This window comes from Vibrio sp. HM8-C (assembly GCF_058630515.1).
The window spans coordinates 474,853-498,375 of record NZ_JBMMKS010000001.1 but is presented as its reverse complement, the minus strand read 5'-3'; the positions used below and the strand labels follow the sequence as shown (position 1 = coordinate 498,375).

At 43.7% G+C, this 23,523-nt stretch carries 20 protein-coding genes; 11 read left to right on the top strand and 9 right to left on the bottom strand.

Features of this window, described 5'->3' with window-relative positions; translation table 11 throughout:
- Nucleotides 1–358 precede the first annotated feature (358 nt).
- From ACOSVQ_RS02260 to ACOSVQ_RS02240, 5 genes are all read left to right on the top strand, one after another.
- Nucleotides 359–1,279 (top strand): HDOD domain-containing protein, encoded by a 921-nt coding sequence (locus tag ACOSVQ_RS02260; RefSeq protein ID WP_491980963.1) that lies wholly within the window; start codon nucleotides 359–361, stop codon nucleotides 1,277–1,279.
- 19 nt (nucleotides 1,280–1,298) lie between these two features.
- Complete coding sequence (locus tag ACOSVQ_RS02255; RefSeq protein ID WP_491980962.1) at nucleotides 1,299–2,204, top strand: LysO family transporter; 906 nt, start codon at nucleotides 1,299–1,301, stop codon at nucleotides 2,202–2,204.
- Between the two features lie 131 nt (nucleotides 2,205–2,335).
- Nucleotides 2,336–2,848: a hypothetical protein gene (locus ACOSVQ_RS02250; protein ID WP_491980961.1), complete on the top strand. Its 513-nt coding sequence runs from the start codon at nucleotides 2,336–2,338 to the stop codon at nucleotides 2,846–2,848.
- 253 nt (nucleotides 2,849–3,101) lie between these two features.
- Nucleotides 3,102–4,748, top strand: a complete 1,647-nt coding sequence (panP, locus tag ACOSVQ_RS02245) for a pyridoxal-dependent aspartate 1-decarboxylase PanP (protein WP_491980960.1) — start codon at nucleotides 3,102–3,104, stop codon at nucleotides 4,746–4,748.
- A 298-nt stretch (nucleotides 4,749–5,046) separates the two neighbouring features.
- Nucleotides 5,047–5,901 carry a MurR/RpiR family transcriptional regulator gene (locus tag ACOSVQ_RS02240; RefSeq protein ID WP_165310972.1) on the top strand — a complete coding sequence of 285 codons (855 nt, stop codon included), beginning with the start codon at nucleotides 5,047–5,049 and terminating at the stop codon, nucleotides 5,899–5,901.
- 77 nt (nucleotides 5,902–5,978) lie between these two features.
- Here ACOSVQ_RS02240 and ACOSVQ_RS02235 read toward each other — a convergent pair whose 3' ends face one another.
- Entirely contained in the window at nucleotides 5,979–7,226 is a 1,248-nt protein-coding gene (locus ACOSVQ_RS02235; RefSeq protein ID WP_491980959.1) for an iron-containing alcohol dehydrogenase, read from the bottom strand.
- A gap of 367 nt (nucleotides 7,227–7,593) precedes the next feature.
- On the opposite strand from ACOSVQ_RS02235, the gene ACOSVQ_RS02230 reads away from it, so the two are divergent.
- Nucleotides 7,594–7,860, top strand: coding sequence for a GrxA family glutaredoxin (locus tag ACOSVQ_RS02230; protein ID WP_165310968.1), 267 nt, complete (start codon nucleotides 7,594–7,596; stop codon nucleotides 7,858–7,860).
- Between the two features lie 169 nt (nucleotides 7,861–8,029).
- Nucleotides 8,030–9,712, top strand: coding sequence for an aspartate:alanine antiporter (locus ACOSVQ_RS02225; RefSeq protein WP_491980958.1), 1,683 nt, complete (start codon nucleotides 8,030–8,032; stop codon nucleotides 9,710–9,712).
- Between the two features lie 109 nt (nucleotides 9,713–9,821).
- Here the strand turns inward: ACOSVQ_RS02225 and fabV are convergent, their stop codons facing one another.
- The 3 genes from fabV to psrA form a co-directional block, all read right to left on the bottom strand.
- Nucleotides 9,822–11,024, bottom strand: a complete 1,203-nt coding sequence (gene fabV, locus ACOSVQ_RS02220; RefSeq protein WP_491980957.1) for an enoyl-ACP reductase FabV — start codon at nucleotides 11,022–11,024, stop codon at nucleotides 9,822–9,824.
- A gap of 176 nt (nucleotides 11,025–11,200) precedes the next feature.
- Nucleotides 11,201–13,483 (bottom strand): acyl-CoA dehydrogenase, encoded by a 2,283-nt coding sequence (locus ACOSVQ_RS02215; protein ID WP_491980956.1) that lies wholly within the window; start codon nucleotides 13,481–13,483, stop codon nucleotides 11,201–11,203.
- A 46-nt stretch (nucleotides 13,484–13,529) separates the two neighbouring features.
- Entirely contained in the window at nucleotides 13,530–14,159 is a 630-nt protein-coding gene (psrA, locus tag ACOSVQ_RS02210; RefSeq protein ID WP_491980955.1) for a TetR family transcriptional repressor PsrA, read from the bottom strand.
- Between the two features lie 478 nt (nucleotides 14,160–14,637).
- Here psrA and ACOSVQ_RS02205 point away from each other — a divergent pair, with 478 nt between their 5' ends.
- The 4 genes from ACOSVQ_RS02205 (at nucleotide 14,638) to ACOSVQ_RS02190 (ending at nucleotide 17,848) form a co-directional block, all read left to right on the top strand.
- Nucleotides 14,638–15,312 (top strand): response regulator transcription factor, encoded by a 675-nt coding sequence (locus ACOSVQ_RS02205; protein WP_491980954.1) that lies wholly within the window; start codon nucleotides 14,638–14,640, stop codon nucleotides 15,310–15,312.
- Entirely contained in the window at nucleotides 15,312–16,574 is a 1,263-nt protein-coding gene (locus ACOSVQ_RS02200) for a sensor histidine kinase (protein WP_491980953.1), read from the top strand. The genes ACOSVQ_RS02205 and ACOSVQ_RS02200 overlap by 1 nt, the downstream gene beginning before the upstream one ends.
- A 72-nt stretch (nucleotides 16,575–16,646) precedes the next feature.
- On the top strand, nucleotides 16,647–17,570 hold the full coding sequence (locus ACOSVQ_RS02195) for a 1-aminocyclopropane-1-carboxylate deaminase/D-cysteine desulfhydrase (RefSeq protein WP_491980952.1): 924 nt from the start codon (nucleotides 16,647–16,649) through the stop codon (nucleotides 17,568–17,570).
- 11 nt (nucleotides 17,571–17,581) lie between these two features.
- Nucleotides 17,582–17,848, top strand: coding sequence for a DUF1496 domain-containing protein (locus ACOSVQ_RS02190; RefSeq protein ID WP_491980951.1), 267 nt, complete (start codon nucleotides 17,582–17,584; stop codon nucleotides 17,846–17,848).
- A 116-nt stretch (nucleotides 17,849–17,964) separates the two neighbouring features.
- Here the strand turns inward: ACOSVQ_RS02190 and rhaD are convergent, their stop codons facing one another.
- The 5 genes from rhaD to rhaS form a co-directional block, all read right to left on the bottom strand.
- Nucleotides 17,965–18,789 (bottom strand): rhamnulose-1-phosphate aldolase, encoded by an 825-nt coding sequence (gene rhaD, locus ACOSVQ_RS02185; protein WP_491980950.1) that lies wholly within the window; start codon nucleotides 18,787–18,789, stop codon nucleotides 17,965–17,967.
- 67 nt (nucleotides 18,790–18,856) lie between these two features.
- The gene (locus tag ACOSVQ_RS02180; protein ID WP_416924156.1) at nucleotides 18,857–19,867 is read right to left on the bottom strand and encodes an ABC transporter permease; all 1,011 of its coding nucleotides are present in this window, start codon (nucleotides 19,865–19,867) and stop codon (nucleotides 18,857–18,859) included.
- A 25-nt stretch (nucleotides 19,868–19,892) separates the two neighbouring features.
- Entirely contained in the window at nucleotides 19,893–20,873 is a 981-nt protein-coding gene (locus ACOSVQ_RS02175) for an ABC transporter permease (protein ID WP_491980949.1), read from the bottom strand.
- On the bottom strand, nucleotides 20,870–22,375 hold the full coding sequence (locus ACOSVQ_RS02170) for a sugar ABC transporter ATP-binding protein (RefSeq protein WP_491980948.1): 1,506 nt from the start codon (nucleotides 22,373–22,375) through the stop codon (nucleotides 20,870–20,872). The genes ACOSVQ_RS02175 and ACOSVQ_RS02170 overlap by 4 nt, the downstream gene beginning before the upstream one ends.
- 134 nt (nucleotides 22,376–22,509) lie before the next feature.
- Nucleotides 22,510–23,511 carry a rhamnose ABC transporter substrate-binding protein gene (rhaS, locus tag ACOSVQ_RS02165; RefSeq protein WP_491980947.1) on the bottom strand — a complete coding sequence of 334 codons (1,002 nt, stop codon included), beginning with the start codon at nucleotides 23,509–23,511 and terminating at the stop codon, nucleotides 22,510–22,512.
- Nucleotides 23,512–23,523: the final 12 nt, after the last annotated feature.

Sequence of the window (23,523 nt, the reverse complement as noted above, 5' to 3'; positions counted from 1 at the left end):
TTAATCAAATTCCCCGATTAAGAAAGATCACCAGATAGCAGTACAATTTAGCGAATAAAATTAATAACTTAATTGTTAGTATCTCATCAATGTGAAGATACCTGTTTGTTATGGCAGTATCATAGTTAACGAAGCGAATTAAGTCAGGATATATCTCACACTAGAACGCTTTATTTTTACCAAGAATGAGAAGTGACTCGCATAGCTATATTTTTAAGAGATTCAGTTTTAAAAATTCCTTCCAAATTCTGCTTTTTGCCTTGCAATAGAAGAAATTGACCACTTTAAGATGGAATCTGTTGCGTATCTACATTCGCGAAAGTTAAAATCGCGTTACATCTGCCTACTAATATTATTTATGAATCACTTATCCTTTTACTGGCTTCCAGACAACAAACAGCTTCTTATTAAAGGAGTCGAGAGCGAGTTTGCGAAACTTGTGGAAACCTCCATCAGTACAGGAAAAATAACGCTACCTCCTATTCCAGATGTGGTATTAAAAATCCAGAAAATGACATCTCAGGAATCGACATCCATCTCGGATGTAGCAAACTGTTTAGCTGATGACCCAAGTCTTGCCGCTGTTGTGATTCGTATAGCGAACTCTGTTATTTTTAACCGTCGCAATATCACTTGTACTGATTTAACCACTGCTGTTTCTCGTTTAGGAATCATGCGAGTAAGAGATATTGTGACTGCGCAAGCGATCGAGCAGCTCAAACACTCGGTCAATTTGAGCAAAGAATGCAATAAGGTTTTGGTACAAAGCGCGATTGTTTCTCGTGAGCTTGGAGCAACAATGGTACTGGTTACGCAGGCTTTCAAAGAGCTTGCACCAGAAAAATATCATCACCTAGAGCAAGAAAAAGCCCTTCTTGTTGGCTTGCTTGCCGATATTGGTCTGTTTTGCTTGGTCAACGAGTATCATCTCTATTTGGAAAACGGCAATTACCTTGATCAGGATATTGCTCTGCAAGTTTTCCACTCCCGCTGTTCAGACACCAGCCATTTGGTATTAAAACATTGGGGATTCGACAGTGACTTTTTAGACGTATGTTGCAACAAACAAAGTGTGGCACATTCTTTCGAAGTCAGTTACCTTGATGTAGCACGAATATCAAACCACTTGCTTATGTTTAGAAAACAAGACGACGCCATTGATGATCATGAAGTTGAAATCAATACAACCGGTGCAGAAGTTCTCTACAACCTGAGTAATCTTAGTGACGTAGAATTTAATTCAAAACTTAGAGCGGTTATAAACGCCAGCGGGTTCTAAACCTTATTTCGAGGAATGTATGCTTTCAGGGATGTTGTTTATCTTTGCCCCACTTGTTGTGGGGTATCTGTTCTCTATTCACAATAAAAATTGGCTAGCAAAACTTAACAGCGCAACGGCATCACTGGTTTATGTGATTTTATTCCTAATGGGTTTAAGCCTTGCATCGTTAGATAATCTAGGTGACAACCTTCAGCTCATCATTAAATACACGGCGGTATTCTTCTTAGTCATCGGTAGCTGTAACCTGATGATACTGCCGTTAGTGGACAAATTTCTGCCTCTAGAAACGGACATCAGCCATACAAAACTGCCCCTATCAAGAATGGCTTTGGAATCAGCGAAACTGATACTTGTTGTTGGCGGTGGTTTGGCTATTGGTGTTGTACTCGGTTTCGATCTGAGTTGGGTAGATACCGCCAGTGAATGGATCTTGTTCATCTTGCTGTTCTTTATTGGCATTCAACTTCGAAACAGTGGATTGTCTTTAGGTCAAATTTTGCTGAACAAACACGGCATGGTGATAGCAAGTGTTATCGTGGCTACAAGCTTAATCGGTGGTGTAATTGCATCGTTTATTTTAGATATTTCGCTTTATCAAGGCTTAGCGATGGCTTCAGGTTTTGGCTGGTACTCACTGGCTGGTATCTTAATGGGCGACGCCTTTGGTCCTGTCTTTGGTGGCGCATCTTTTCTTATAGAACTTTTACGCGAACTTATATCCCTCGTTTTAATTCCGATGTTTATCGGCAGAAAGCCTTGTACTTCTATCGGCTATGCGGGTGCGACCGCAATGGACTTTACACTTCCGGTCATCCAAACGACAGGTGGAGTTCGTTGTGTTCCTGTCGCTATAGTTAGCGGATTCATACTTAGCTTGCTCGTTCCTGTTTTGATGTTATTTTTTGTATCTCTCTCGCACTAATTGCCAGAGAATTTATGTACATTATGGAACGCTTATAAAAGACAAATTTGTCAGCCCAATACAAGAAAAAATGCATGGCTATACGATTTATGGATAGTCATAGCAATATAACAATAGTTAAAGGAACAATTATGAAACGCCTTCTAACCACGCTACTTCTTACCGCAACCTCTCTGAGTGCGGCCGCCGCGGATAACAAATGCTACGCTGGAAAATATGATGCGTATATCGATGCGTCTTTAGGCTGGTATGAAGATCTAGCAAAACTAACAACTGAGAAGTACCCAGAACTTTCCGATGTGAGTCAGTGGTTTTTAGAAGGTCGCCAACACCACTTTGAACTGAATCGTGCTGCAGTTCACTACTACTTAGAACACGACGCCTCTAAAGTAGCTACAAGCCAACCTGTTGAAGCTTGGTTAAAACTAGAACAGCATGACATTAAGGTTCTCGCATCTCGCAGCGATGATTTAGGCATAATCGCTAAAACCACTTTTGATGATCGCCAAGCAAAGCCACATGAAAAAAATTACGAACTTCGTTCAGCATTTGCAGAGCTTCTAAGTCATCCAAAGCAGATAGATACTGCTCTGAATCGATATAACGACGCGATTGCGAAATTAGAAAAAATAGAATGTAACTAAAACCACAGTTTTTAGCCGGTAATTTTCGTAATTTATACTCAAACTACTTGAAGTAGCAGGTAGGCGACAAGTGAGTGAATCCCCATGAGCATAGATAAACTATGTGATTGAGGAGAACGAACGTAGGTAACACCGCTGCGACTTCAAGTAGGACGGGTATAGGCTTCCCGAATTAAGACGGGACATTAGTCCCGTTTTCGTTTAGATTGTCCCGCTTGCAACCCTAAAACTACAACTATTATATAGACGCGCCATGGTATCAGAACAAAGAACCGCTGATGCGAATTTCGAATCTCTGCTTCGAATCTTCACAGTACCAGAAGGTCCAGACTCAACCCTGACCAAAATAGAAGAAGAACTCTCACGCAACCTAAATAAGTTTTTGCGAGAGCATATCGTTGCTGAAGAAAAATCTCTCAAAGATATCGAAAAAGACTTCTCACACGCTCACATACCTGAGCAACCAGAATTCGTCTCTGATCATACTCAGCATCTGCTAGACACCTTGGTTTCTCACTCTGTTCATACAGCATCGCCAAGCTTTATTGGTCATATGACTTCAGCATTACCTTATTTCTTAATGCCGTTGTCCAAGATCATGATCGCGTTAAACCAAAACTTGGTAAAGATTGAAACATCCAAAGCTTTTACACCGCTCGAACGTCAAGTGCTTGGCATGCTTCACCGCTTAATCTACAGCCGTGATGACAGCTTCTATTCCTCTTGGATGCACAGCGCGGAACACTCGTTAGGAGCATTTTGCTCTGGCGGTACCATTGCCAACATCACGGCGCTTTGGGTTGCCCGTAACAAAGCGTTAAAAGCTCAAGGCAGTTTTAAAGGCGTTGAAAAAGAAGGTTTGTTCAAAGCCATGAAACACTATGGCTATGAAGGATTAGCGGTACTTGTTTCCGAGCGCGGTCACTACTCTCTTAAAAAAGCGGCTGACGTTTTAGGTATTGGGCAAGAAGGCCTGGTATCTGTAAAAACAGCGGATAACAACCGTATCTGTCCTCAAGATCTGCAAGAAAAAATAGCTCAGCTAAAGGAACAGAATATCAAGCCGTTTGCAGTTATCGGTGTTGCTGGAACAACAGAAACTGGCAACGTTGATCCGCTGAGAGAAATTGCAAAAATATGTCAGGATGAAGGTTGTCACTTCCACGTCGACGCTGCTTGGGGTGGCGCAACATTGATGTCGAACAATCATCGTCATTTGCTTGATGGAATCGAGCTCGCAGACTCAGTAACCATTGATGCTCATAAACAGCTCTACATCCCTATGGGCGCTGGCATGGTGTTGTTCAAAGATCCTGATGCGATGAAGTCTATTGAACATCACGCACAGTACATCTTACGCAAAGGTTCGAAAGATTTAGGCAGTCATACCCTAGAGGGGTCTCGCTCAGGGATGGCAATGCTTGTGTACGCAAGTATGCACATTATTAGCCGAGCTGGTTATGAGCTGTTAATTGACCAAAGCATTGCTAAAGCTCGTTATTTTGCCGACCTTATAAAAGCTCAACCTGATTTCGAGTTAGTATCGGAACCTGAGTTGTGCCTTTTGACTTATCGTTACTTGCCTGCCCACATTAAGCAAGCACTAGAAAAAGCCGACGCTAAGCAAAAATTTGCGCTCAATGAACTGCTCAATGAGCTGACTAAGTTTGTGCAAAAAACGCAGCGTGAAACTGGTAAGTCATTCGTATCGCGAACTCAGTTGAATCCAAAATGTTGGGGCCAACTTAATACGATTGTTTTCCGTGTCGTATTAGCTAACCCACTAACGACTCACGACATCCTTCATTCAGTGTTGGAGGAACAGCGCAAAATTGTTCTTCAAGCACCAAACTTGATGCGTCAAATTGAGCAAGCAGCGCAAAGCATCTTAAGCGCGTAAAGCTTAAAAAGTTACAGTAAATTTGAAAATTACTTTCGGTTTACTGTAACTTTTTCGTCAATCACTCGCCGATATTCTCCTATATCGAGAATTCTCTGCTAAAAACTGTAGTTTTTTTAATTTTTAGTTTGAGGCTTGTCATATTCTCATCATCCCGTAGATTTTTCGTTTCGGGATTCTTACAGCTTAGGTTTATACTGACATTATGGCGTTGGTATTAGGAAATTTGTTATTTCCTTCTTTTAAAATGGTCTATCCATGAAACCAACAAGTTGTTCTCTATGCCTGCGTGAACACTATGAATACATTAGAAAAAATTCAAAAAAATCTGGAAAACTTTAGCAAGTCAGAGCGTAAAGTTGCGGAAGTTATTATGGCTTCTCCGCAAACAGCTATTCACTCTAGCATTGCAACATTAGCTAAAATGGCTGATGTGAGTGAGCCGACTGTAAACCGCTTTTGTCGTCGTTTAGACACTAAAGGCTTTCCTGATTTTAAATTACATTTAGCTCAGAGCCTTGCTAACGGTACTCCTTACGTTAACCGTAACGTAGAAGAAGACGATGGCCCAGACGCCTATACTCATAAGATTTTTGAGTCAACCATGGCGTGTCTGGATGTTGCTAAAAACAGCTTAGAGCCAATGCAAATTAACCGTGCGGTTGATCTACTGACACAGGCGAAACGTATTTCGTTCTTTGGTCTGGGTGCTTCTTCTGCAGTCGCTCGTGATGCGCAAAACAAGTTTATTCGTTTTAACATTCCAATTAGCTGTTTTGAAGATATCGTAATGCAACGCATGAGCTGCATTAACTGTACGGACAACGATGTCATCGTACTTATTTCTCACACTGGCAGAACGAAGAGCCAAGTTGAGATTGCAAATCTGGCTCGTGAAAACGGCGCGACAGTCATTGCTATTACAGCCAAGGATTCTCCACTAGATAAAGCGGCATCTTTATCTATCTGTTTGGAAATTCCAGAAGACACTGATGTCTACATGCCGATGGCTAGCCGTGTTGTTCAAATGACTATTATTGATGTGTTAGCAACAGGGTTTACTCTGCGTCGAGGCTCAGGCTTCCGTGAAAACCTAAAGAGAGTGAAAGAAGTATTAAAAGACTCTCGCTACGACAAGTCATCACACTTCTAAAAGAAACGGAGCATAAGGCTCCGTTTTTATTTCCCATTATTCTCTAAGCACATATGTTTGCCAAAAACTCGATGTAATTACTCGGCTTCAAGCCCTCTCTCTTCTCGCATCGAATTATAAACAATCTCAACTTTCGCACTGGCTTGACTCTCACTCGCCTCTTGGCATACACCACTGCACGAACATACTTGATTTAAGATGAACACTAAACGTTCTTTGGTAAGCGGAATTGGATTTCCTTTGATCGAATTCGACTTCAATGCATCTTGCGCCACCTTATCAAAAGAAGTATTGCAGACACCAAAACTGCTCAGCAGTGGCAATGCAAGCGTATCTAGCATCTCTTCTACCCATGATATACCGTCTTCGATTGTTGCTCGGCCATTACGAGTTAGCAGCTCAGCAAGGTGCGTGTAACGATAAATAATATCTTCCCTACCCGCTAAGCGTGCAGCATTGACATTTTCTCGCATCACATAGGGAGCAAGACGAGCGGTAATAACACTATGCGGTGCTTCGAGCTTTCCACAAAGAGCAGAAGCTAAGCCATGAGCTGCACCTAACTTAGCATTTGTCGCCGACATACCTCCTAACATAGCTGCAAATGACAAATCCGATCGTGCCGATTTATCATCATTCAAGCACCCAGGAAGAATCGCTCGGGACAGTTTACGAACGCCCTCTTCACAAACCATGTCAGTCAATGGATTTGGGTCACCGCACACATAGGATTCCATAAGATGCGTGAAAGTTTCCATCGCTCCACGCCCTGAAATTAAAGAGTCTGTTCCATAGGTTAACGTCGGGTCTACAATTGCGACGTCAGGGATCATCTCTGGGCTACGTAAACTCACTTTCACTTTGTCTTGCCCAGATTTCAACACTGCTTTTCTCGTAACTTCTGATCCTGTACTCGCCGTCGTGGGGATGGCAATCATAGGGAGTGGCTTAGTTTTCAACGGAACGCATCGCCCCAACACTTCAACATAGTCATACACATTTCCTTGGTTAGGTATTATGGCCGCGAGCGCTTTTCCCATATCGATAACACTACCACCACCAATTGCGACAACCAGATTCGGAGAGAATCTCCGACCTACGATGGCCGTTTCTTCAACCATAGTGATATTGGGTTCACCGGAAATAGAGACATGTTGATAACGGAGTTTTTGATCATTTAGATAATCAACAATTGGACGAGCACGATCACTCTGCTTACCAGAGACTAAAAGGACGCTGTAACCAAGCTGTTTTATCAATGAGAGGGAGTTGTCGAGCGCCCCTTCCCCAAAGATAATTCGGTTAGAAGTCATGAATTGAAACATAGTGGAACTCCATTCCGCTACAATAGATGGCAACTAGATTGCTCCTATCCATAACGAATTTTTTTGACTCAGGGCAATTCGTAAGCAATAACCCTGTTTTTTGACTGAGAATATGCTCAAAGTCACGTATGTTTTTATAGAGCAATTTTCTCCACTGAAAAATATTCAACAGCTATCTGATTGGTTTCGATGAATAATAATTGCGCGTATAAAGTCGCATTTTTATTCGATCCATTTGTTGTTCGATAACGTATTTAATAGACTCACTTTTCAATAGGTTTTAACTATTAAAACAAGTGATAAATGCCACTTTATTTTCTATGTTGGATCGGGCATAGTAGACTCAAATGAATTATAGGAGAAAGATATGTTCGCAGTTATTTTTGGTCGCCCAGCTTGCCCTTATTGTGTTCGTGCTAAAGAGCACGCTGAAACGCTAAAAGCAAAACGTGACGATTTTAACTACCGTTATGTTGATATTCATGCTGAAGGTATCTCAAAAGCTGATCTTGAAAAAACTGTTGGTAAACCAGTAGAAACTGTTCCACAAATCTTCCTAGATCAAGTGCACATTGGCGGTTGTACAGATTTTGAAGCTTACGCAAAAGAGCACCTAGGTCTGTTCGACGAGTAAGCACAACGCTTATAAAAACGATTGCAAAAAAGCCCGCTAATTTAAGCGGGCTTTTTTTGTTGATTCGAAACAGGTTTGCTCAAGAATTTAATTATTTTTTTTTCTTATTACGTTAGAATCGTCACACTTTATAGCTCCACTGTTGCACATGTAATAATTGAGATAATTTGTGAACATCGACGTCGTCCTTTTACTTGAACAAAACCCGATATTGCTAATTTTTGTCGTATTAGCAATTGGCTTATCTATCGGCAAAATTCGGTTTGGTAGCTTACAGTTAGGTAATTCAATCGGTGTGCTAATTACCTCTCTTCTAATGGGGCACTTAGGGTTTTATATCAACCCTGAAGCATTAACTATCGGCTTCATGTTATTTATTTATTGTGTGGGGATCGAAGCGGGACCGAACTTCTTCGGTATCTTCTTCCGCGATGGAAAAGATTATCTCATCTTGAGTCTTGTGGTTCTGACTACCGCTACTTGGATTACCTATTTTGGTGGCTACTACCTTAAGCTCGATTTCGGTCTTGCGGCAGGTATGATGGCCGGCGCATTAACATCAACGCCTGTGCTCGTAGGTGCTCAAGACGCATTGAACTCCGGTCTGGCTGAAGCTCCGCGTAATATGGAACTATCAACCATTCTCGAAAACATGTCTGTCGGCTACGCAATGGCTTATTTGATCGGCTTAATTAGCATGATCCTATTTGCTAAGTTGTTGCCAAGACTACAGAAGCAGAACCTTTCAGATTCCGCTCAACAAATCGCGCAAGAACGCGGTATTGGTGGCAGCGGTCAACGTAAGGTTTACCTTCCGATTATCCGTGCTTATCGCGTTGGCCCTGAACTGATTAAGTGGATCGACGGACGTAACCTCAGAGAGCTGGGCATTTACGGCCAAACAGGCTGCTACATCGAACGTATCCGCCGTAACGGCATTCTTGCACATCCTGATGGTGAAGCGATTCTGCAAGAAGGCGATGAAATTGCACTGGTTGGTTACCCTGACAGCCATGCTCGTCTTGATTCTAGTTTCCGTGAAGGTAAAGAAGTTTTCGACCGCAACTTACTAGACTTACGTATCTCAGAAGAAGAGATCGTGGTTAAAAACGACAAGTTCGCTCAAAAACGTCTTTCTGATTTGAACTTATCTGAATATGGTTGTTTCTTAACTCGAGTTGTTCGCGCACAGGTAGAAATGCCGATGGATCTGGATATTGTGCTGGCGAAAGGCGATATCCTGCATGTGAGCGGTGAAAAGAGCAAAGTATTAGGCTTAGCCGATAAAATCGGTTTCATCTCGATCCACAGTCAGATGGCAGATTTACTTGCGTTCTGTAGCTTCTTCATTCTAGGTATCATGTTTGGTCTAGTGACCATGACATTTGGTCAGGTTTCCTTTGGTCTTGGTAATGCTGTAGGCCTGTTACTCTCAGGCATTACACTTGGTTTCTTACGTGCAAACCACCCGACATTCGGATACGTACCGCAAGGTGCGCTGAACATGGTGAAAGACCTAGGCTTAATGTTCTTTATGGCTGGTATCGGTTTGAGTGCCGGTGGCAACATGTTCCAGCATCTATCTGAAGTTGGCGTACAAGTTCTAGGTCTTGCATTCTTAGTGAGTTTTGTACCTGTCGTACTCGCGTATCTGGTCGGTGCCTATCTATTGAAAATGAACAGAGCCCTACTGTTTGGTGCCATCATTGGTGCGCGAACCTGTGCTCCTGCAATGGACATCGTAAACGAGTACGCAAAATCAACCATTCCAGCTTTGGGTTATGCGGGAACGTATGCCATAGCCAATATCTTGATGACTCTGACAGGTACTATCATCATTTTGTTGGTTTAATAGTTTAGCCACATTAACCCTGATAGCGGCTAATGTAAAAATCAGACACAAAAAAGGCGCTTATAATAAGCGCCTTTTCTTTATCTCATTTGTCTATCTCATACAGAGATTAGATATCAATTACGTCAAATGCTACTTCTGCACTCACGTCTGCATCGTAATCCACGCCGTCGATACCGAAGCCAAATAGTTTTAGGAACTCTTCTTTGTAAAGTTCGTAATCTGTTAACTCTTTTAGGTTCTCAGTCGTAATTTGAGGCCATAGATCGCTACAGTGTTTTTGGATATCTTCACGAAGTTCCCAGTCATCTAAACGCAGACGGTTTTTCTCGTCTGTTTCAGGAACGCTGCCGTCTTCTTTATAAAGACGTTGACTGAACATGCGATAGATTTGCTCCATACAACCTTCATGGATGCCTTCTTCACGCATCTTCTTGAATACCATCGCAATGTATAAAGGCATTACAGGAATTGCAGAACTTGCTTGAGTCACAACAGATTTAAGAACCGCTACGTTTGCGCTTCCGCCAGTTGCAGATAGTTTCTCGTTCAGCGCTGCCGCTGCACGGTCTAGGTCCATCTTCGCACGACCTAACGCACCATCCCAGTAGATTGGCCAAGTTAGTTCAGTACCGATGTAGCTATACGCAACTGTTTTACAGCCTTCTGCTAAAACACCACCTTCTTCAAGCGCTTGCATCCAAAGTTCCCAGTCCTGACCACCCATTACAGTGATAGTGTCTTGGATTTCTTCTTCAGTCGCAGGCTCTACACTCGCTTCGATAATAACGTCTTTGTTAGTATCAACCGCTGTTGAAGTGTAAGTCTCGCCGATTGGTTTTAGTGAAGAACGAACCAATTCGCCTGTTTCAGGCATTTTACGAACAGGAGATGCTAGTGAGTAAACAACCAAGTCGATTTGACCAAGGTCTTGTTTAATTAGCTCTACTGCTTTTTGTTTAGCTTCGTTTGAGAATGCGTCGCCGTTTAGGCTTTTCGCGTACAGGCCTGCTTCGTGAGCAAGTTTGTCAAATGCAGCTGCATTGTAGAAACCCGCTGTACCTGTCTTCTTCTCTGAACCCGGTTTTTCAAAGAAAACACCGATAGTTGCAGCACCACCGCCAAATGCAGCAGCAATACGAGAAGATAGGCCGTAACCACTTGAAGAACCGACAACAAGCACACGCTTAGGCGCATTCTTGATTGGACCTTGTGCTTTAGTGTAAGCGATTTGTTCTTTTACATTAGCTTCACAACCCACTGGGTGCGTTGTTGTACAGATAAATCCGCGAATTTTAGGTTTGATGATCATATTCAACTTCCTTCAAAAATCTTCGCTAGGATAAAAGTTTCAACCACAAATCGCACCCTATTTCTGTCAAAATAGCCCGATTTAGCAAGTGGTTGGAGCACTTTCCATCAACGTTTTCAGGTGACATAAAGAAGGCTTCACAATGGAAGCCTTCTTATAAGTGATTACTCTTATCCTTAAGCTACGTTGTTTAGCTTAGGTTTCACTGTCTGATTGGTCAAAACTTTTGAAAAATCATGGCTGAAGTGATCCACTTGAATCGCTTTGTAGCGCAGTTTTTCAGCTGCGAGAATGGCATCAATCTCTTCGGCAGTTAACACACCCGCTTCTTTTGCCTGAATCAGGCGGTCAGCCAGTAGACCTTTACGCGCCACTTTACCTTCTTTAACTCCACGATACAGTTTCTTCTCAAGTCCTTGAATGCTGTAAAGCGCAAGGAATGCTTTTTCCATCAGACCAACGCTGTCATATTCACCCTTTCCGATGTAGCAAAGGTGTGTCAGACGATCACGATGAGCGCCCGGAATCATTAAGCTCTCAGCCACCGCAAGCGTCAAATCATTACTTGGTGCTTGATAGTGATTGCCCAGCGGGAACAGCAAGCCTTTTAGCAATTTACCGACCGCTTTAGACGGATAATTTCGGTACACTTCATTGAGTGACTTAGCCGCATTGTACAAACAGTGCTGCATCGCGTAATGAACATAGTTGAGGTCAGACTGCTGACGTCCATCATCTTCGTACTTCTTCAATACCGCTGAAGCCATATATAAGTAACTTAAGCCATCACCTAAACGCGCTGAGATCATCTCTTTACGCTTCAGTTCACCGCCTAGCGTTAGCATTGCCATATCAGCACTTACTGCCAGTACACGACTTAATCGAGTTAACTGTTTGTAATACGTCTTCGTTGGACCACTCATGTGAGCTTTAACAAACGCTGATCCTGTTAATGCCGCAGTAAGCGCACCAATCGAGTTTTTCGTTGCATGACCAATGTGCTTGAACAGTAACTTATCAAACTCTTTAGCCCCCTGTTTTTCATCAGGATTCGCAGCCGCTTCCATCTCTTTCAATACATATGGATGACAACGCGTTGCACCTTGACCAAAGATCATCAGGTTACGAGTTAGAATGTTCGCGCCTTCTACTGTAATCGCGACAGGAATACCTAAGTAGTGGCTTGCCAAGTAGTTCATAGGACCATCTTGAATGGCACGTCCAGAATGAATGTCCATGGAATCATTCAAAATCGTGCGAGCAATTTCTGTCATGTGATACTTAGCAATCGCAGTAACAATACCCGGTTTCTCTTTAAGATCTAGAGAAGTGGTCGTCAGTGTTCGTGTTGCTTCCAACAGATACGTTAAGCCACCAATTCGACCAAGTGACTCTGCCACACCTTCGAATTTGCCAATCGGCATACCAAATTGCTTACGAACATAAGCGTAGGCACCCGTCGTGCGAGAAGTCAGATGACCAATGGCTGTACCTAATGCTGGAAGTGATATACCACGGCCAGCAGACAAGCATTCCACTAGCATGCGCCAGCCTTTACCTGCGTAGTCAGAACCACCAATCAACCAATCCATAGGAATGAACACATCATTACCACGAGTTGGGCCATTCATGAACGCAAGCCCCAGTGGGTCATGGCGTTCGCCAATTTCCACCCCTTCGTGGCTCGCAGGAATTAAGGCACAGGTAATACCGATATCTTCTTTATCACCAAGTAGCTTTTCAGGGTCGTTTAGTTTGAATGCTAAACCAACGACTGTCGCCACCGGCGCAAGTGTGATGTAGCGTTTGTTCCAGCTTAAACGAATACCCAGAACTTCTTTTCCTTCGTGTTTGCCATAACAAACCACACCTTGATCGGGAATGCCACCAGCATCAGAACCCGCTTCAGGCCCGGTTAGCGCAAAACACGGAATATCAGTACCATCCGCAAGACGTGGTAACCAGTAGTCTTTTTGCTTTTGAGTACCATAGTGAGACAGCAGCTCACCTGGGCCTAATGAGTTAGGTACCATTACGGTTACAGCAGCACTGATTGAACGAGTCGCAATGCGTGAAACGATGGTTGAGTTTGCTAAAGCAGAAAACTCACGGCCGCCATATTCAGCAGAGATGTTTAGAGAGAAGAAACGCTGTTTGCGCATGAATGTCCAGACATCCTCTGGCAAGTCACGATCTTCTTTCACGATTTTATGGTCATCAAGCATTTCAAGCAGGGTTTCCAGCTCGTTATCCATAAATGACTGTTCTTCGGCAGTAAAAGACGGTTTTGGGTAATGGTGAAGCTTCTGAAAATCTGGCTGACCAGAAAACAGTTCACCATCCCACCAAACACTGCCCGCTTCCATTGCTTCTTTTTCGGTACTAGACAGCGGTGGCAATACCTTCTTAAACAGCTTGAAGGCAGGGTCACTTATCCATTTTTGTCGTAGAGAGCTCATTGTTCAGATCCTTTTGTTCACGGGGCTTTATTATTATTTTTTAGCTTTATATTTTTGCTGCAACGCCAGCAGCAAGATATGGAATGATTTGGTCGACAACCACTTTTGCATCAACCTTACTTCCAAAATCATTTTCTGCGATTTCTGCCAACGCCTTACTTGAAGCCATAGTGAAAACACATGTGCCTAACGTAAAGTGAAGACGCCAAAACAGAGTCTCGCGTGTCAGTTCAGGGTTCGCTTTCATTACCGAATCAGTAAACAATTTCAATACATCTTCGTAACGAGTGGTAATAAACCAACGCAGATGTCCTTGCACGTCTGTATAACCCCGTCCAATCAACAACATAAAGCGGCTTGTACCATGTGTACTGACCTTGTTGAGGTTTTTCAAAGGTTCACGCAACGATTCAAACACATCTTCCATGGAGTAAGATTCACGTTGATTCAGTGCAATCAGAGCTTTCTGTACTTCAGGCATAAATGCCTCCAAGTAACGATTCAGCACTGCGCGAACCAAAGTTTTCTTATCGCCAAAGTGATAATTCACTGAAGCTAAATTGACCCCAGCCTTGCCGGTAATCGTTCTAAGCGAGGTGTCTTTAAAACCCTGCTCAGCGAAAAGCCCTTCAGCCACATCCAGTATTTTTTCTTTGGTACTACTTCTCGACGCCATTCATCACTCACATGAAACACTTAAATCAAACACCTGTTTGAAATATACTTCTGATACACAAAATTAACAACAGATTAACATCACACTTTCTGATCTTGCCTGACCCTTCTCCTGTGCCAACGTTGGATCAAATAAAGCAAAACAAAAAAATTGAAAATATTTCGCTACTCGTGGAACTAAACAAAAAACACTTAGTCTTAATTAGTGTCCGTTGTTAGCGCATTAAGAGTTTTACAGGCCGTCGAACTGTTTTGTTTTCTGACAACATGAACACCACTGCTTTTCATATTTAACTCCAATTTTTGTATCCGCCCAGATCGCTTTATGTTCTGGGCTTTTTTTATGCCTCTTAAACACACGCCTACTGAATCATTAAAGGGATGTACTTTTCTTAAACGACGAATAGATGCAAGATAGAACCAAATAGTTTTAGGCTTACTTTACAAATGCTAAGCCACACAGCTGAATGAGCGTCGACATGAAGAAAATATTACTGGTTGAAGATAATCGAGAAGTTGCGGGAATCTTGTTTGATTACTTTGAAAGTGAAGGTATGGAACTCGATTATGCCGACAATGGAGAACTCGGCCTCAAGCTAGCCCTACAAACACCATTCGATGCCATCATTTTAGATCTCATGCTGCCGCGTATGGATGGTTTGACTGTTTGTGAAAAGCTGAGAGAAGCAGGTAATACAACACCTGTGCTGATGCTTACCGCATTGGATAGTCGTGAAGATATGTTGAGTGGATTCAAATATGGCGCAGATGATTACCTCACTAAACCTTTTGATCTCGAAATTCTCGAAGCTCGCTTACACGCTTTAATTAAACGCTACCGCAGAACGGTTACAGAAACCTCACTCGAATTTGCCAGCCTTCGCATTGATCAAAAAACTCATCAGGCTTATCGAGATGGTATCAAGCTCTCGTTAAATCCAACCACATATTCAATCTTGGAACTGCTTTGCCAACGTGCCCCCGATGTTGTCACCCGCGACGAAATCACCGATATGCTCTGGCAGGATAACGAACCAAACAATGATGTGTTACGTAGCCATATTTACCAACTGCGTAACCAATTAGATAAACCGTTCGAAGTATCTATGTTGGTCACAGTGCCTAAAATTGGCTTTCGTTTGGAGAAGGTATAATGAATACCATCAGTTTTACCAACACTCGCACCCTTACCGGACAACTCGCTATTTTCTTTACCAGCGTTGCCTTAGTTATGGGCCTAGCCAGTTACATCATTTTTTACACCGCACTGCACTGGTCAGAAGACAGAGTGGGTGAACGACGTATCGAAATCGATAAGAACGAAGCCATTTCGCGTTTTATGAACGGCGAAAATGGCAAGATAACCATAGATGTACTAACCACCGCCTATAACGATATCAGCCTAGTTCCAGCAGAATACCATAAGTATTTTGAAGGCAGAGACAACTTCGTCGGTGAAGTGGGTAACGACCCAGATTCACGTATGGTGTTTTTTAGTTATTACTATAAAGACGGTGAGAGAAAACCTGTGATCTTACTGTCTGATATCAACCAAATAGAGTTTGGGCAAAACGAAACCATATTCTCCGGCATTATCGTGATAACCAGTGTTGCTGGTCTGCTACTCATTTTCGGCGGATTACTTATGCGCCTCTCCCAGCGCTTAATTGAGCCGATCAATAACCTGACACAACAATTGACTGAGCACAGCGGTAATGCGGCACACGTATTTGATATTCCCACAGGCGGTGCAAGTGAGTTCCAAATCCTTGCTGACCAACTTAATCAATACCGCCATGAAATCCACAGCTTACTTAAACGTGAACAAGCCTTTGCCCGTTACGCCAGCCATGAGTTAAGAACGCCGTTAACGATAGTCAAAGGCGCAAGTAAACTATTGGAACGTAATGTCGAAGATGAATTTCAGCAGCGCCAAATCGTACGAATCAACGAAGCCACATTACAAATGAGCACTATGGTTGACGCGCTACTTGGGCTTGTTCGCTATGAACGCAGTGAAGACGATGCCATTGTAAGAGATGTAAGCAAAACCGAGTTTGAAACCATCATTGACCTCAACAGCGCACAAGCAAAAGACAAAAGCATCGACATAGAACTGATTTTCCACCAAATGCCACAGCTCAAAGCAGCACCCGCAGTGCTTAACATGGTGGTTGGTAACTTACTGCGTAATGCCATTGCCGCAACCCATCAAGGCGATGTTACTTTGGAAGTATCTGCCGATTCGTTAGCCGTCAGAGACAGTGGACCCGGTCTGAACCAAACTGCCAATCAAGATGGGCATGGCTTGGGTTTATTAATTGTCGAAGACTTATGTCGCCGATATCACTGGGATTTTTCGATTGAGAATCGTCCTACTCGTGGCTGCGAAGCCTTAATTACTTTTGGGCAATAAACTTACGTGTGAGCAGAAGACTTAGGGTTATAATGCGCCTTCTTTAGCTATCTCATTGAAGTAGGAAGAGTTATGAAACTCGCCGACAGCCCTATTACCGAACATCATTTCAATGGTCATCACTTTTACCTCAAACGTGATGACCAACTGCATTCTCAGTTCAGTGGTAATAAAGCAAGAAAGTTCATGTCGTTGCTGGAAGCCGATCTCCCTCAGGTAACTACGCTTATAGGCTATGGATCAGCTCAGGCCAACTCCCTCTATTCGATGGCGGCATTAGCGAGTATTCGCGGTTGGACACTGGAATTCTATGTAGACCACATTCCCTCTTGGCTAAAACAAAGACCGATTGGTAACTACCGCGGTGCTCTCGAACTTAACGCAAACATCATTGAAACTCGTTCATCAGGTCTTCACCCGAGAGATTATGTCGAGCAAATTCGTCAGCCCGACGATAGCTGTTTATCCGTACCGGAAGGTGGACGCTCAAAAATTGCGCAAGCAGGCGTTAAACAATTGGGTTTGGAAATTCTCGAGTGGGTTCGAATGCAGCCTAAGCAGCAATGGTGTGTCGCACTCCCTTCTGGCACTGGCACCACCGCGCTCTATTTGCACAAAACCCTTTCCCCACATGGCATTCAGGTTATGACCTGCCCTTGCGTGGGAAATGCAGAGTATCTTACAGAACAGTTTCTTGAGTTAGGGGAAACAAGCCATCCTGATATCCTGCGACTTGAAGACAAACACTATTTTGGTCATCTTTATCGTGAAGATTTTGATATCTGGCAGCAGCTACAAGACCAAACCCATGTCGAATTCGACTTACTTTACGACCCTATGATGTGGCGCTGTTTACAAACGTGGTTTGAAAAAGAAACCTCTCAAGAAGGAAGTAAACAGCCTGAAAACCACCCTTCACTCATCTATATTCATCAAGGTGGTCTGTTGGGAAATGAAAGCATGCTGCCTCGTTACCAACGCCAATATGATCTATAAGGACCAAAGCCATGACTAAGTATTTAGCTCTCACTTTTCTGCTTCTCAGCCCAGTATCGATAGCGAAAACGGTCACCACACCTGCTGCACCAGTTCCTGTGATTGTCGATGGCAATGTGGGCAAACGCGTTTGCTACTATCAGGATCAAGCCTACTCAGAAGGTTCTCTACTGCAAGTGGGTGAGCTGTATATGATTTGCCAAGCCACAAACAAATTTGAGACCAACGGGCAATTGAAATGGGTACAGCTAGATAGCGACCCAAAAAAGCCTCAGTGAAAACTGAGGCTAAATAACCACTACACGATATTCAAACTACAGCGCGCTCTACAAATAAGGGATCTATACCCGCCGACCTGCAACTCCAAATAGTGTGGGTATATAGTCGTTGTTTATTACAATCCGAACGTTTCTTTCAGTTCCTGCATGTCTTTAGCACTGACGCCTTCTGGAACAAAACCGCTAGATAGACACATCAGGAACAACTTGGCACCTTTGTTAGCCACATCCACATAGTCAAACGCTTCAAGAGCATCTTTACCTGTCGCTACCGCGCCATGTTTTTCCCAAATCGCCACATCATGTTTAAGCAGTTTTGCTGTAGTTCCGTTCGCCATAGTTTGGCTACCCGGCATGCAATAAGGCACGATACCAATTCCTCTTGGAACAAACGCTCTCACTTCTGGAATCATCTGCCAGCACACGTGGGTATATTGGTCTTCATTGTGTCCATAGTCAGAGTGATGAGACAGAGCAATTAATTCCAGCGGATGAGTGTGAACCACACAGCGGTCTTTTGAACCCTGTTTGATTTTCGCCATGATGATTTCAACGTGAGAGATAAATTCACTGGTTGGCGCGAACGTTTCATCACCATTGCCACCCCAAAGGATGTGATACCCCTTAGCCTCATCATCAATGCGCAAAATACAGCCTGCTTTCTCAGGGTTACGCAGTTCGCGAATACGCTGCCCAGTACCTTTTACGAAGAAGATATGCCCCGCACTCTCTTTTGGAAATGCAAATTCACCAACGGATTTAAGAATGTTATGCGCAAAACCAGAAAGATCTTGTGGTGCTTCGCCAAAGATATCGGTCACATCCACTGAGATATTGCCGCCATTGCGCTCTGCCCATTCTCGCAACCAAAGGTATTCGCCGACTTCAGAAACTTTGCTGATCTCATCCAATACAGCTGCATTGGGTTGTATTGTTTTCATGAAAACTTCCTTTAAATAAAGAGGATCTCTACTTTTTAGAACCTGAGCCCGAAGGCTCAGATTTCCCTTATGCCTTCTTCTTGTTTGCCAAGCGCTTCAAGATCACAGGACAAGCAATAACACTAATGAGCATGATGCCGATGATGATGGACATAACGATGCCTGGAACGTTTAGCAGCCCTAGACCCGCAGTCACGAGTCCCATCAAGAATATCGAAAGCACGACACCAACGATGGTGCCCGAGCCACCCATAATGCTGACGCCACCCAATACCACCATAGTGACGATGTTAAGTTCCCAGCCCATTGCGATGGTTGGACGTGTACTGCCTAAACGGGAAGTCAGCATGATAGAGGCAATGCCACTAAACAGACCGACAAGCGCGAACAACAGCAACTTATGCCCTTGCACATTAATACCTGAGTAGTAAGCGGCGGTTGGGTTATTACCTATCGCATAAGTTCGACGACCAAAATTGCTCTTTTGCAACAAGACATAGAACACAACCGCCATCACGAGAAAGAACACAAACTCAAAACTGAAGTAAGGGAACACATAGCCTTGACCAAAGAACTCAAAACCCTCTGGGTATTCACGAATGGCTTTGTCTCCCAGCACTATGTATGCAATACCGCGGAATAAGCTCATGGTACCGATAGTGACCACAATCGAAGGAATGTTCATTCGCGTCACAAGTAGTCCGTTGAACAAACCACACAAAGTGCCAACGACTAAACCGACTAGGCAAACAACCTCAACGCCAAAACCTTGTTGAGCCACCATACCCATGGCGACGGAACATAGAGCAATGATTGCTGCCACTGAGATATCAATCTCTCTGACTATAATGACTAGCGCTAAAGGCAGAGCGATGATCGCTTTTTCAGTAAAGTTAAACGTCGCATCAGACAGTGACCAAGGGTCCAAGAAATACGGTGATGCAAAGCAGTTCAGAACAAAGACAACCACCACAGTTAACAACAAGAACGCTTCCCATGATGCAAAGTTTGACAGCCATTTACTCTTGGACTTTGGTTTCATCTCGTTGTTTAACAAGTTGTTATTTACGTTTTCCATATTCAAATCTCCAATCAGTATTCGGCTACGCGTTCTGCACCGCTTTTCTCAAAATGATGCGTCCAAGCTTGCGCTCCGAACGAGAGTTGGCGACAACGGCAATGATGATGACCGAACCTGAAATAGCCATCTGCCAGAATGGAGAGACGCCAATAACAGGCAGTGCGTTGTTAATCACGCCAAGGAAAATAGCACCAAGCACACAACCCAATACCGTACCAGTGCCACCAGCAATACTCACACCACCGATAACGCAAGCCGCCACCACTTGTAGTTCAAAACCATTGGCGATATCGACATACGCAACTGCGTAACGAGAGATCCACAAGTAGCTGGATAATCCCGCGCACAAGCCTGAAATGGTAAAAGCAATGAACTGGATTTTGCCTACATCGATACCGGTATAGAACGCAGCAGTTGGACTATTGCCCGCGGCATACACTTTACGACCGAGCTGACGATGGCGCATGAGGTAATACACTGCCCCAATAGCGAAAATGGAACACCAGCTCAGCACTGGAAGCCCAAGAATCGAAGCGCGTGGAATCGCTAAGAAAGACTCCGTCATCTGGTGAGCGTTGATCCAAGCACCATCACTAATAAGGAAGACAATACCGCGATAGATACTCATTGTGCCCAAAGTCACCACGATGGCAGGGATATTCATTTTCCACACAAGGAAGCCGTTTATCATGCCTAATAAAGTACCTAAGCAAGCACCGATAAGAATGATCAGCGGCACGCTCATCTCTGGATACGTGTTGTTCAGAGTAGCCACCACCATCCCCGTCAACGCTACGTTGGCAGCAACCGACAAATCGATGCAGCGGGTAATAATCACCAACATCTGACCTAAGGCGAGAATGATAAGAATCGACGTATCGTTGTAAACCGAGAGCATATTGCCCAAACCAAGGAAATCAGGAACAACGAGTGAAATCAGCCCCACGATGACCACGATCACTAGGGCAAGCAACGCTTCCCTTTGTTTCATTAAGCTCTTCATGACGCACTCCTTAAGCCAGTCGCCGCACCAACGATATCTTCTGCGGTAAACTCATCGCGTTGGAACTCTTTCACCATCAGACCTTCGCGCATCACAATAATGCGATCTGCCATACCCATAACTTCAGGCAGCTCAGATGAGACCATAATGACCGCCAAACCTTCTTGAACCAGCTCGGACATAAACTGGTGCACAGCAGCTTTAGAGCCAATGTCGATACCTTTTGTCGGCTCATCAAGAATGATGACTTTTGGTCGAGTCGATAACCATTTACCAATAACTACTTTTTGTTGGTTACCACCGGACAAGTTCTCAACCTTTTCTTTCCAGTTCGGCGCTTTTACACGCAGTTTTTGCGCATAACTGTCCGCTAAGGAGTATTCCGCCTGTTCATCAATGAAGCCTTTACCGTTAATTTCGCTGAGTTTCGGTAAGCTGATGTTTTGATAGATCGGGAATTCAAGAACGACACCTTGGCTTTGGCGCTCTTCTGGTACATAAACGATGCCTGAATTGATCGCATCTTTAGGCGAACGAATGGAAACCACATTGTCATCAATGCGAATTTCACCCTTAGCCACGTTGGTAATACCAAACAACGACTGCATCAGCTCGGTTCTTCCTGAACCAACCAAGCCGTAAAAACCTAAAATTTCCCCTTCATGGAGATCAAAGTTAATGCCGTCGAATTCAGTAGGATGACAGAATTGTTTCACTTCAAGGCGCTTCACGCCCTTCTCAACATCGATTTTCGGATAGGCATTTTCAATGGTTCGTCCCACCATCATGGCAACGAGTTCTTGTTCTTCCACCTGATTAATAAAGCCGCTACCTACGTAGCAACCATCGCGGAAGATGTTATAGCGATCAGCTATTCTGAAAATTTCATCGAACTTGTGGCTGATAAATAAGATGGCGCAGCCTTTATTTTTCAAACGTTCAACGATTTGATAAAAGTCTTCGATTTCTCGATGAGAAAGCGCAGCGGTCGGTTCATCTAATACCACCACTCGAGCGTCAAATGACAATGCGCGAGCAATTGCAACCATATGGCGTTGACCGATACTCAGCTCTTTCAATAATTTGGTTGGGTTAATTGGCGCATCAATCGATTTCAGGATTTCAGCGGCACGGGTCTCCATCCCTTTCCAGTTCAGTCTGCCCGAAGGGTAAAGCATGTAATTACCCGCAAAAATGTTCTCGGCAACACTGAGTTCATCAAACAAAACCGTTTCTTGGTGAATCGCTGTGATCCCCAAAGCACGTGCATCATCCGGCGTTTTTAGTTCGATTTTCTGATTATCCAGTTCCAACTGACCTTCAGTAATTTCATGAATCCCAGTCATCACCTTAACTAAAGTGGATTTGCCAGCACCGTTTTCGCCAATCAGTGCGGTTACTTGCCCCGGATAAAGATCAAGCTGAACATTGTCCAACGCTTTAACGCCAGGAAAATGTTTGCTGACATTACGCAAGGAAAAAATGGGTTCTAATTCAGACATAATTAATCTTCTTCTCTTTTGTTATTTGAGCGCCTAGAGACCTCTGCATAGAGAGAGCTGCCTAAAGGCGCTCATGCATCAATAAAAACGCAAAGATGATTGAGTTCTGTTAACCAACAGAACTCGACCAGTTTTTAGAAGATACCTGCAAATTTATGTACGTTAGATGCGTCATAAACAAACGGTTTCGCCATTGCTGCATTACCGTCTTTGTCTAGTGTCGCTTTACCCATTCGACCCATATCAACTTCAGTATCGGTGTAATCACCTTTAATCAAGTTAACTGCGATAGTTGTTGCTGCGTAACCCAAATCGATTGGGTTCCAGATAGCGAAGCTCTTCACTGCGCCTGAATCCACGTGACCAGCAAGTTCAGAAGGAAGACCTAAGCCTGTTACATAAACCTGACCCACTTTACCCATGTCGCTTACCGCCTGAGCTGCCGCTACAATACCCACAGACGTCGGCGCGACAATCGCTTTAAGGTTTGGATAAGAGTCAATTAGACCTTTAGTTTCGCGGTAACTTTTATCTGCTAAGTCATCGCCATAAACGGTCGCAACAAGATGTAGGTTCGGATACTTAGCAAGATCTTTTTCCATCTCGCCAATCCAGATGTTTTGGTTGGTCGCTGTTGGAGAAGCACTCAGAATCGCGATGTCGCCTTTCTCGTTACCTGTTGCCTTAACGGCAACGTCAGCCAACTCAACATTCATCAAACCAATCAGCTCGTTGCTTGATGGGTTTAGGTGAATTTGACGACCTTCAGGCGCAACACCCGAGTCAAACGAGACCACTTTGATACCGCGTTGTTGTGCGCGTTTTAGGATTGGAACTAAAGCATCTGTGTCGTTAGCAGAAACCACAATCGCATCCACTTTTTGGGAAATTAGCGAGTTGATGACTTCAATTTGACCCTCAGCTGTTGGCGTTACAGGCCCAGTGTAGATAACGCTTACATCACCAATTTCTTTTGCAGCCTGTTGTGCGCCTGCATTCGCCGCTTCAAAGAAGCCGATACCTTGCGCTTTTACCACAAGGCCGATACGTAATTCGTCAGCACTGGCAGCGAAGCTTGCAACGATACTGGAAGCAAGAAGTGCAGTTTTTAGTAGGGTTTTCATGTTCTTTTTCATTATTCAGAACTC

Excerpts from the sequence above, each read along its gene's own strand:
- rhaD (WP_491980950.1), bottom strand. The coding sequence starts at position 18,789 with ATGAAAACAATACAACCCAATGCAGCTGTATTGGATGAGATCAGCAAA.
- ACOSVQ_RS02205 (WP_491980954.1), top strand. The coding sequence starts at position 14,638 with ATGAAGAAAATATTACTGGTTGAAGATAATCGAGAAGTTGCGGGAATC.
- ACOSVQ_RS02170 (WP_491980948.1), bottom strand. The coding sequence starts at position 22,375 with ATGTCTGAATTAGAACCCATTTTTTCCTTGCGTAATGTCAGCAAACAT.
- ACOSVQ_RS02200 (WP_491980953.1), top strand. The coding sequence starts at position 15,312 with ATGAATACCATCAGTTTTACCAACACTCGCACCCTTACCGGACAACTC.
- ACOSVQ_RS02180 (WP_416924156.1), bottom strand. The coding sequence starts at position 19,867 with ATGGAAAACGTAAATAACAACTTGTTAAACAACGAGATGAAACCAAAG.
- psrA (WP_491980955.1), bottom strand. The coding sequence starts at position 14,159 with ATGGCGTCGAGAAGTAGTACCAAAGAAAAAATACTGGATGTGGCTGAA.
- ACOSVQ_RS02255 (WP_491980962.1), top strand. The coding sequence starts at position 1,299 with ATGCTTTCAGGGATGTTGTTTATCTTTGCCCCACTTGTTGTGGGGTAT.
- ACOSVQ_RS02260 (WP_491980963.1), top strand. The coding sequence starts at position 359 with ATGAATCACTTATCCTTTTACTGGCTTCCAGACAACAAACAGCTTCTT.
- ACOSVQ_RS02215 (WP_491980956.1), bottom strand. The coding sequence starts at position 13,483 with ATGAGCTCTCTACGACAAAAATGGATAAGTGACCCTGCCTTCAAGCTG.
- ACOSVQ_RS02195 (WP_491980952.1), top strand. The coding sequence starts at position 16,647 with ATGAAACTCGCCGACAGCCCTATTACCGAACATCATTTCAATGGTCAT.
- rhaS (WP_491980947.1), bottom strand. The coding sequence starts at position 23,511 with ATGAAAAAGAACATGAAAACCCTACTAAAAACTGCACTTCTTGCTTCC.
- ACOSVQ_RS02175 (WP_491980949.1), bottom strand. The coding sequence starts at position 20,873 with ATGAAGAGCTTAATGAAACAAAGGGAAGCGTTGCTTGCCCTAGTGATC.
- ACOSVQ_RS02240 (WP_165310972.1), top strand. The coding sequence starts at position 5,047 with ATGAATACATTAGAAAAAATTCAAAAAAATCTGGAAAACTTTAGCAAG.
- ACOSVQ_RS02190 (WP_491980951.1), top strand. The coding sequence starts at position 17,582 with ATGACTAAGTATTTAGCTCTCACTTTTCTGCTTCTCAGCCCAGTATCG.
- panP (WP_491980960.1), top strand. The coding sequence starts at position 3,102 with ATGGTATCAGAACAAAGAACCGCTGATGCGAATTTCGAATCTCTGCTT.
- ACOSVQ_RS02230 (WP_165310968.1), top strand. The coding sequence starts at position 7,594 with ATGTTCGCAGTTATTTTTGGTCGCCCAGCTTGCCCTTATTGTGTTCGT.
- ACOSVQ_RS02250 (WP_491980961.1), top strand. The coding sequence starts at position 2,336 with ATGAAACGCCTTCTAACCACGCTACTTCTTACCGCAACCTCTCTGAGT.
- ACOSVQ_RS02235 (WP_491980959.1), bottom strand. The coding sequence starts at position 7,226 with ATGTTTCAATTCATGACTTCTAACCGAATTATCTTTGGGGAAGGGGCG.
- fabV (WP_491980957.1), bottom strand. The coding sequence starts at position 11,024 with ATGATCATCAAACCTAAAATTCGCGGATTTATCTGTACAACAACGCAC.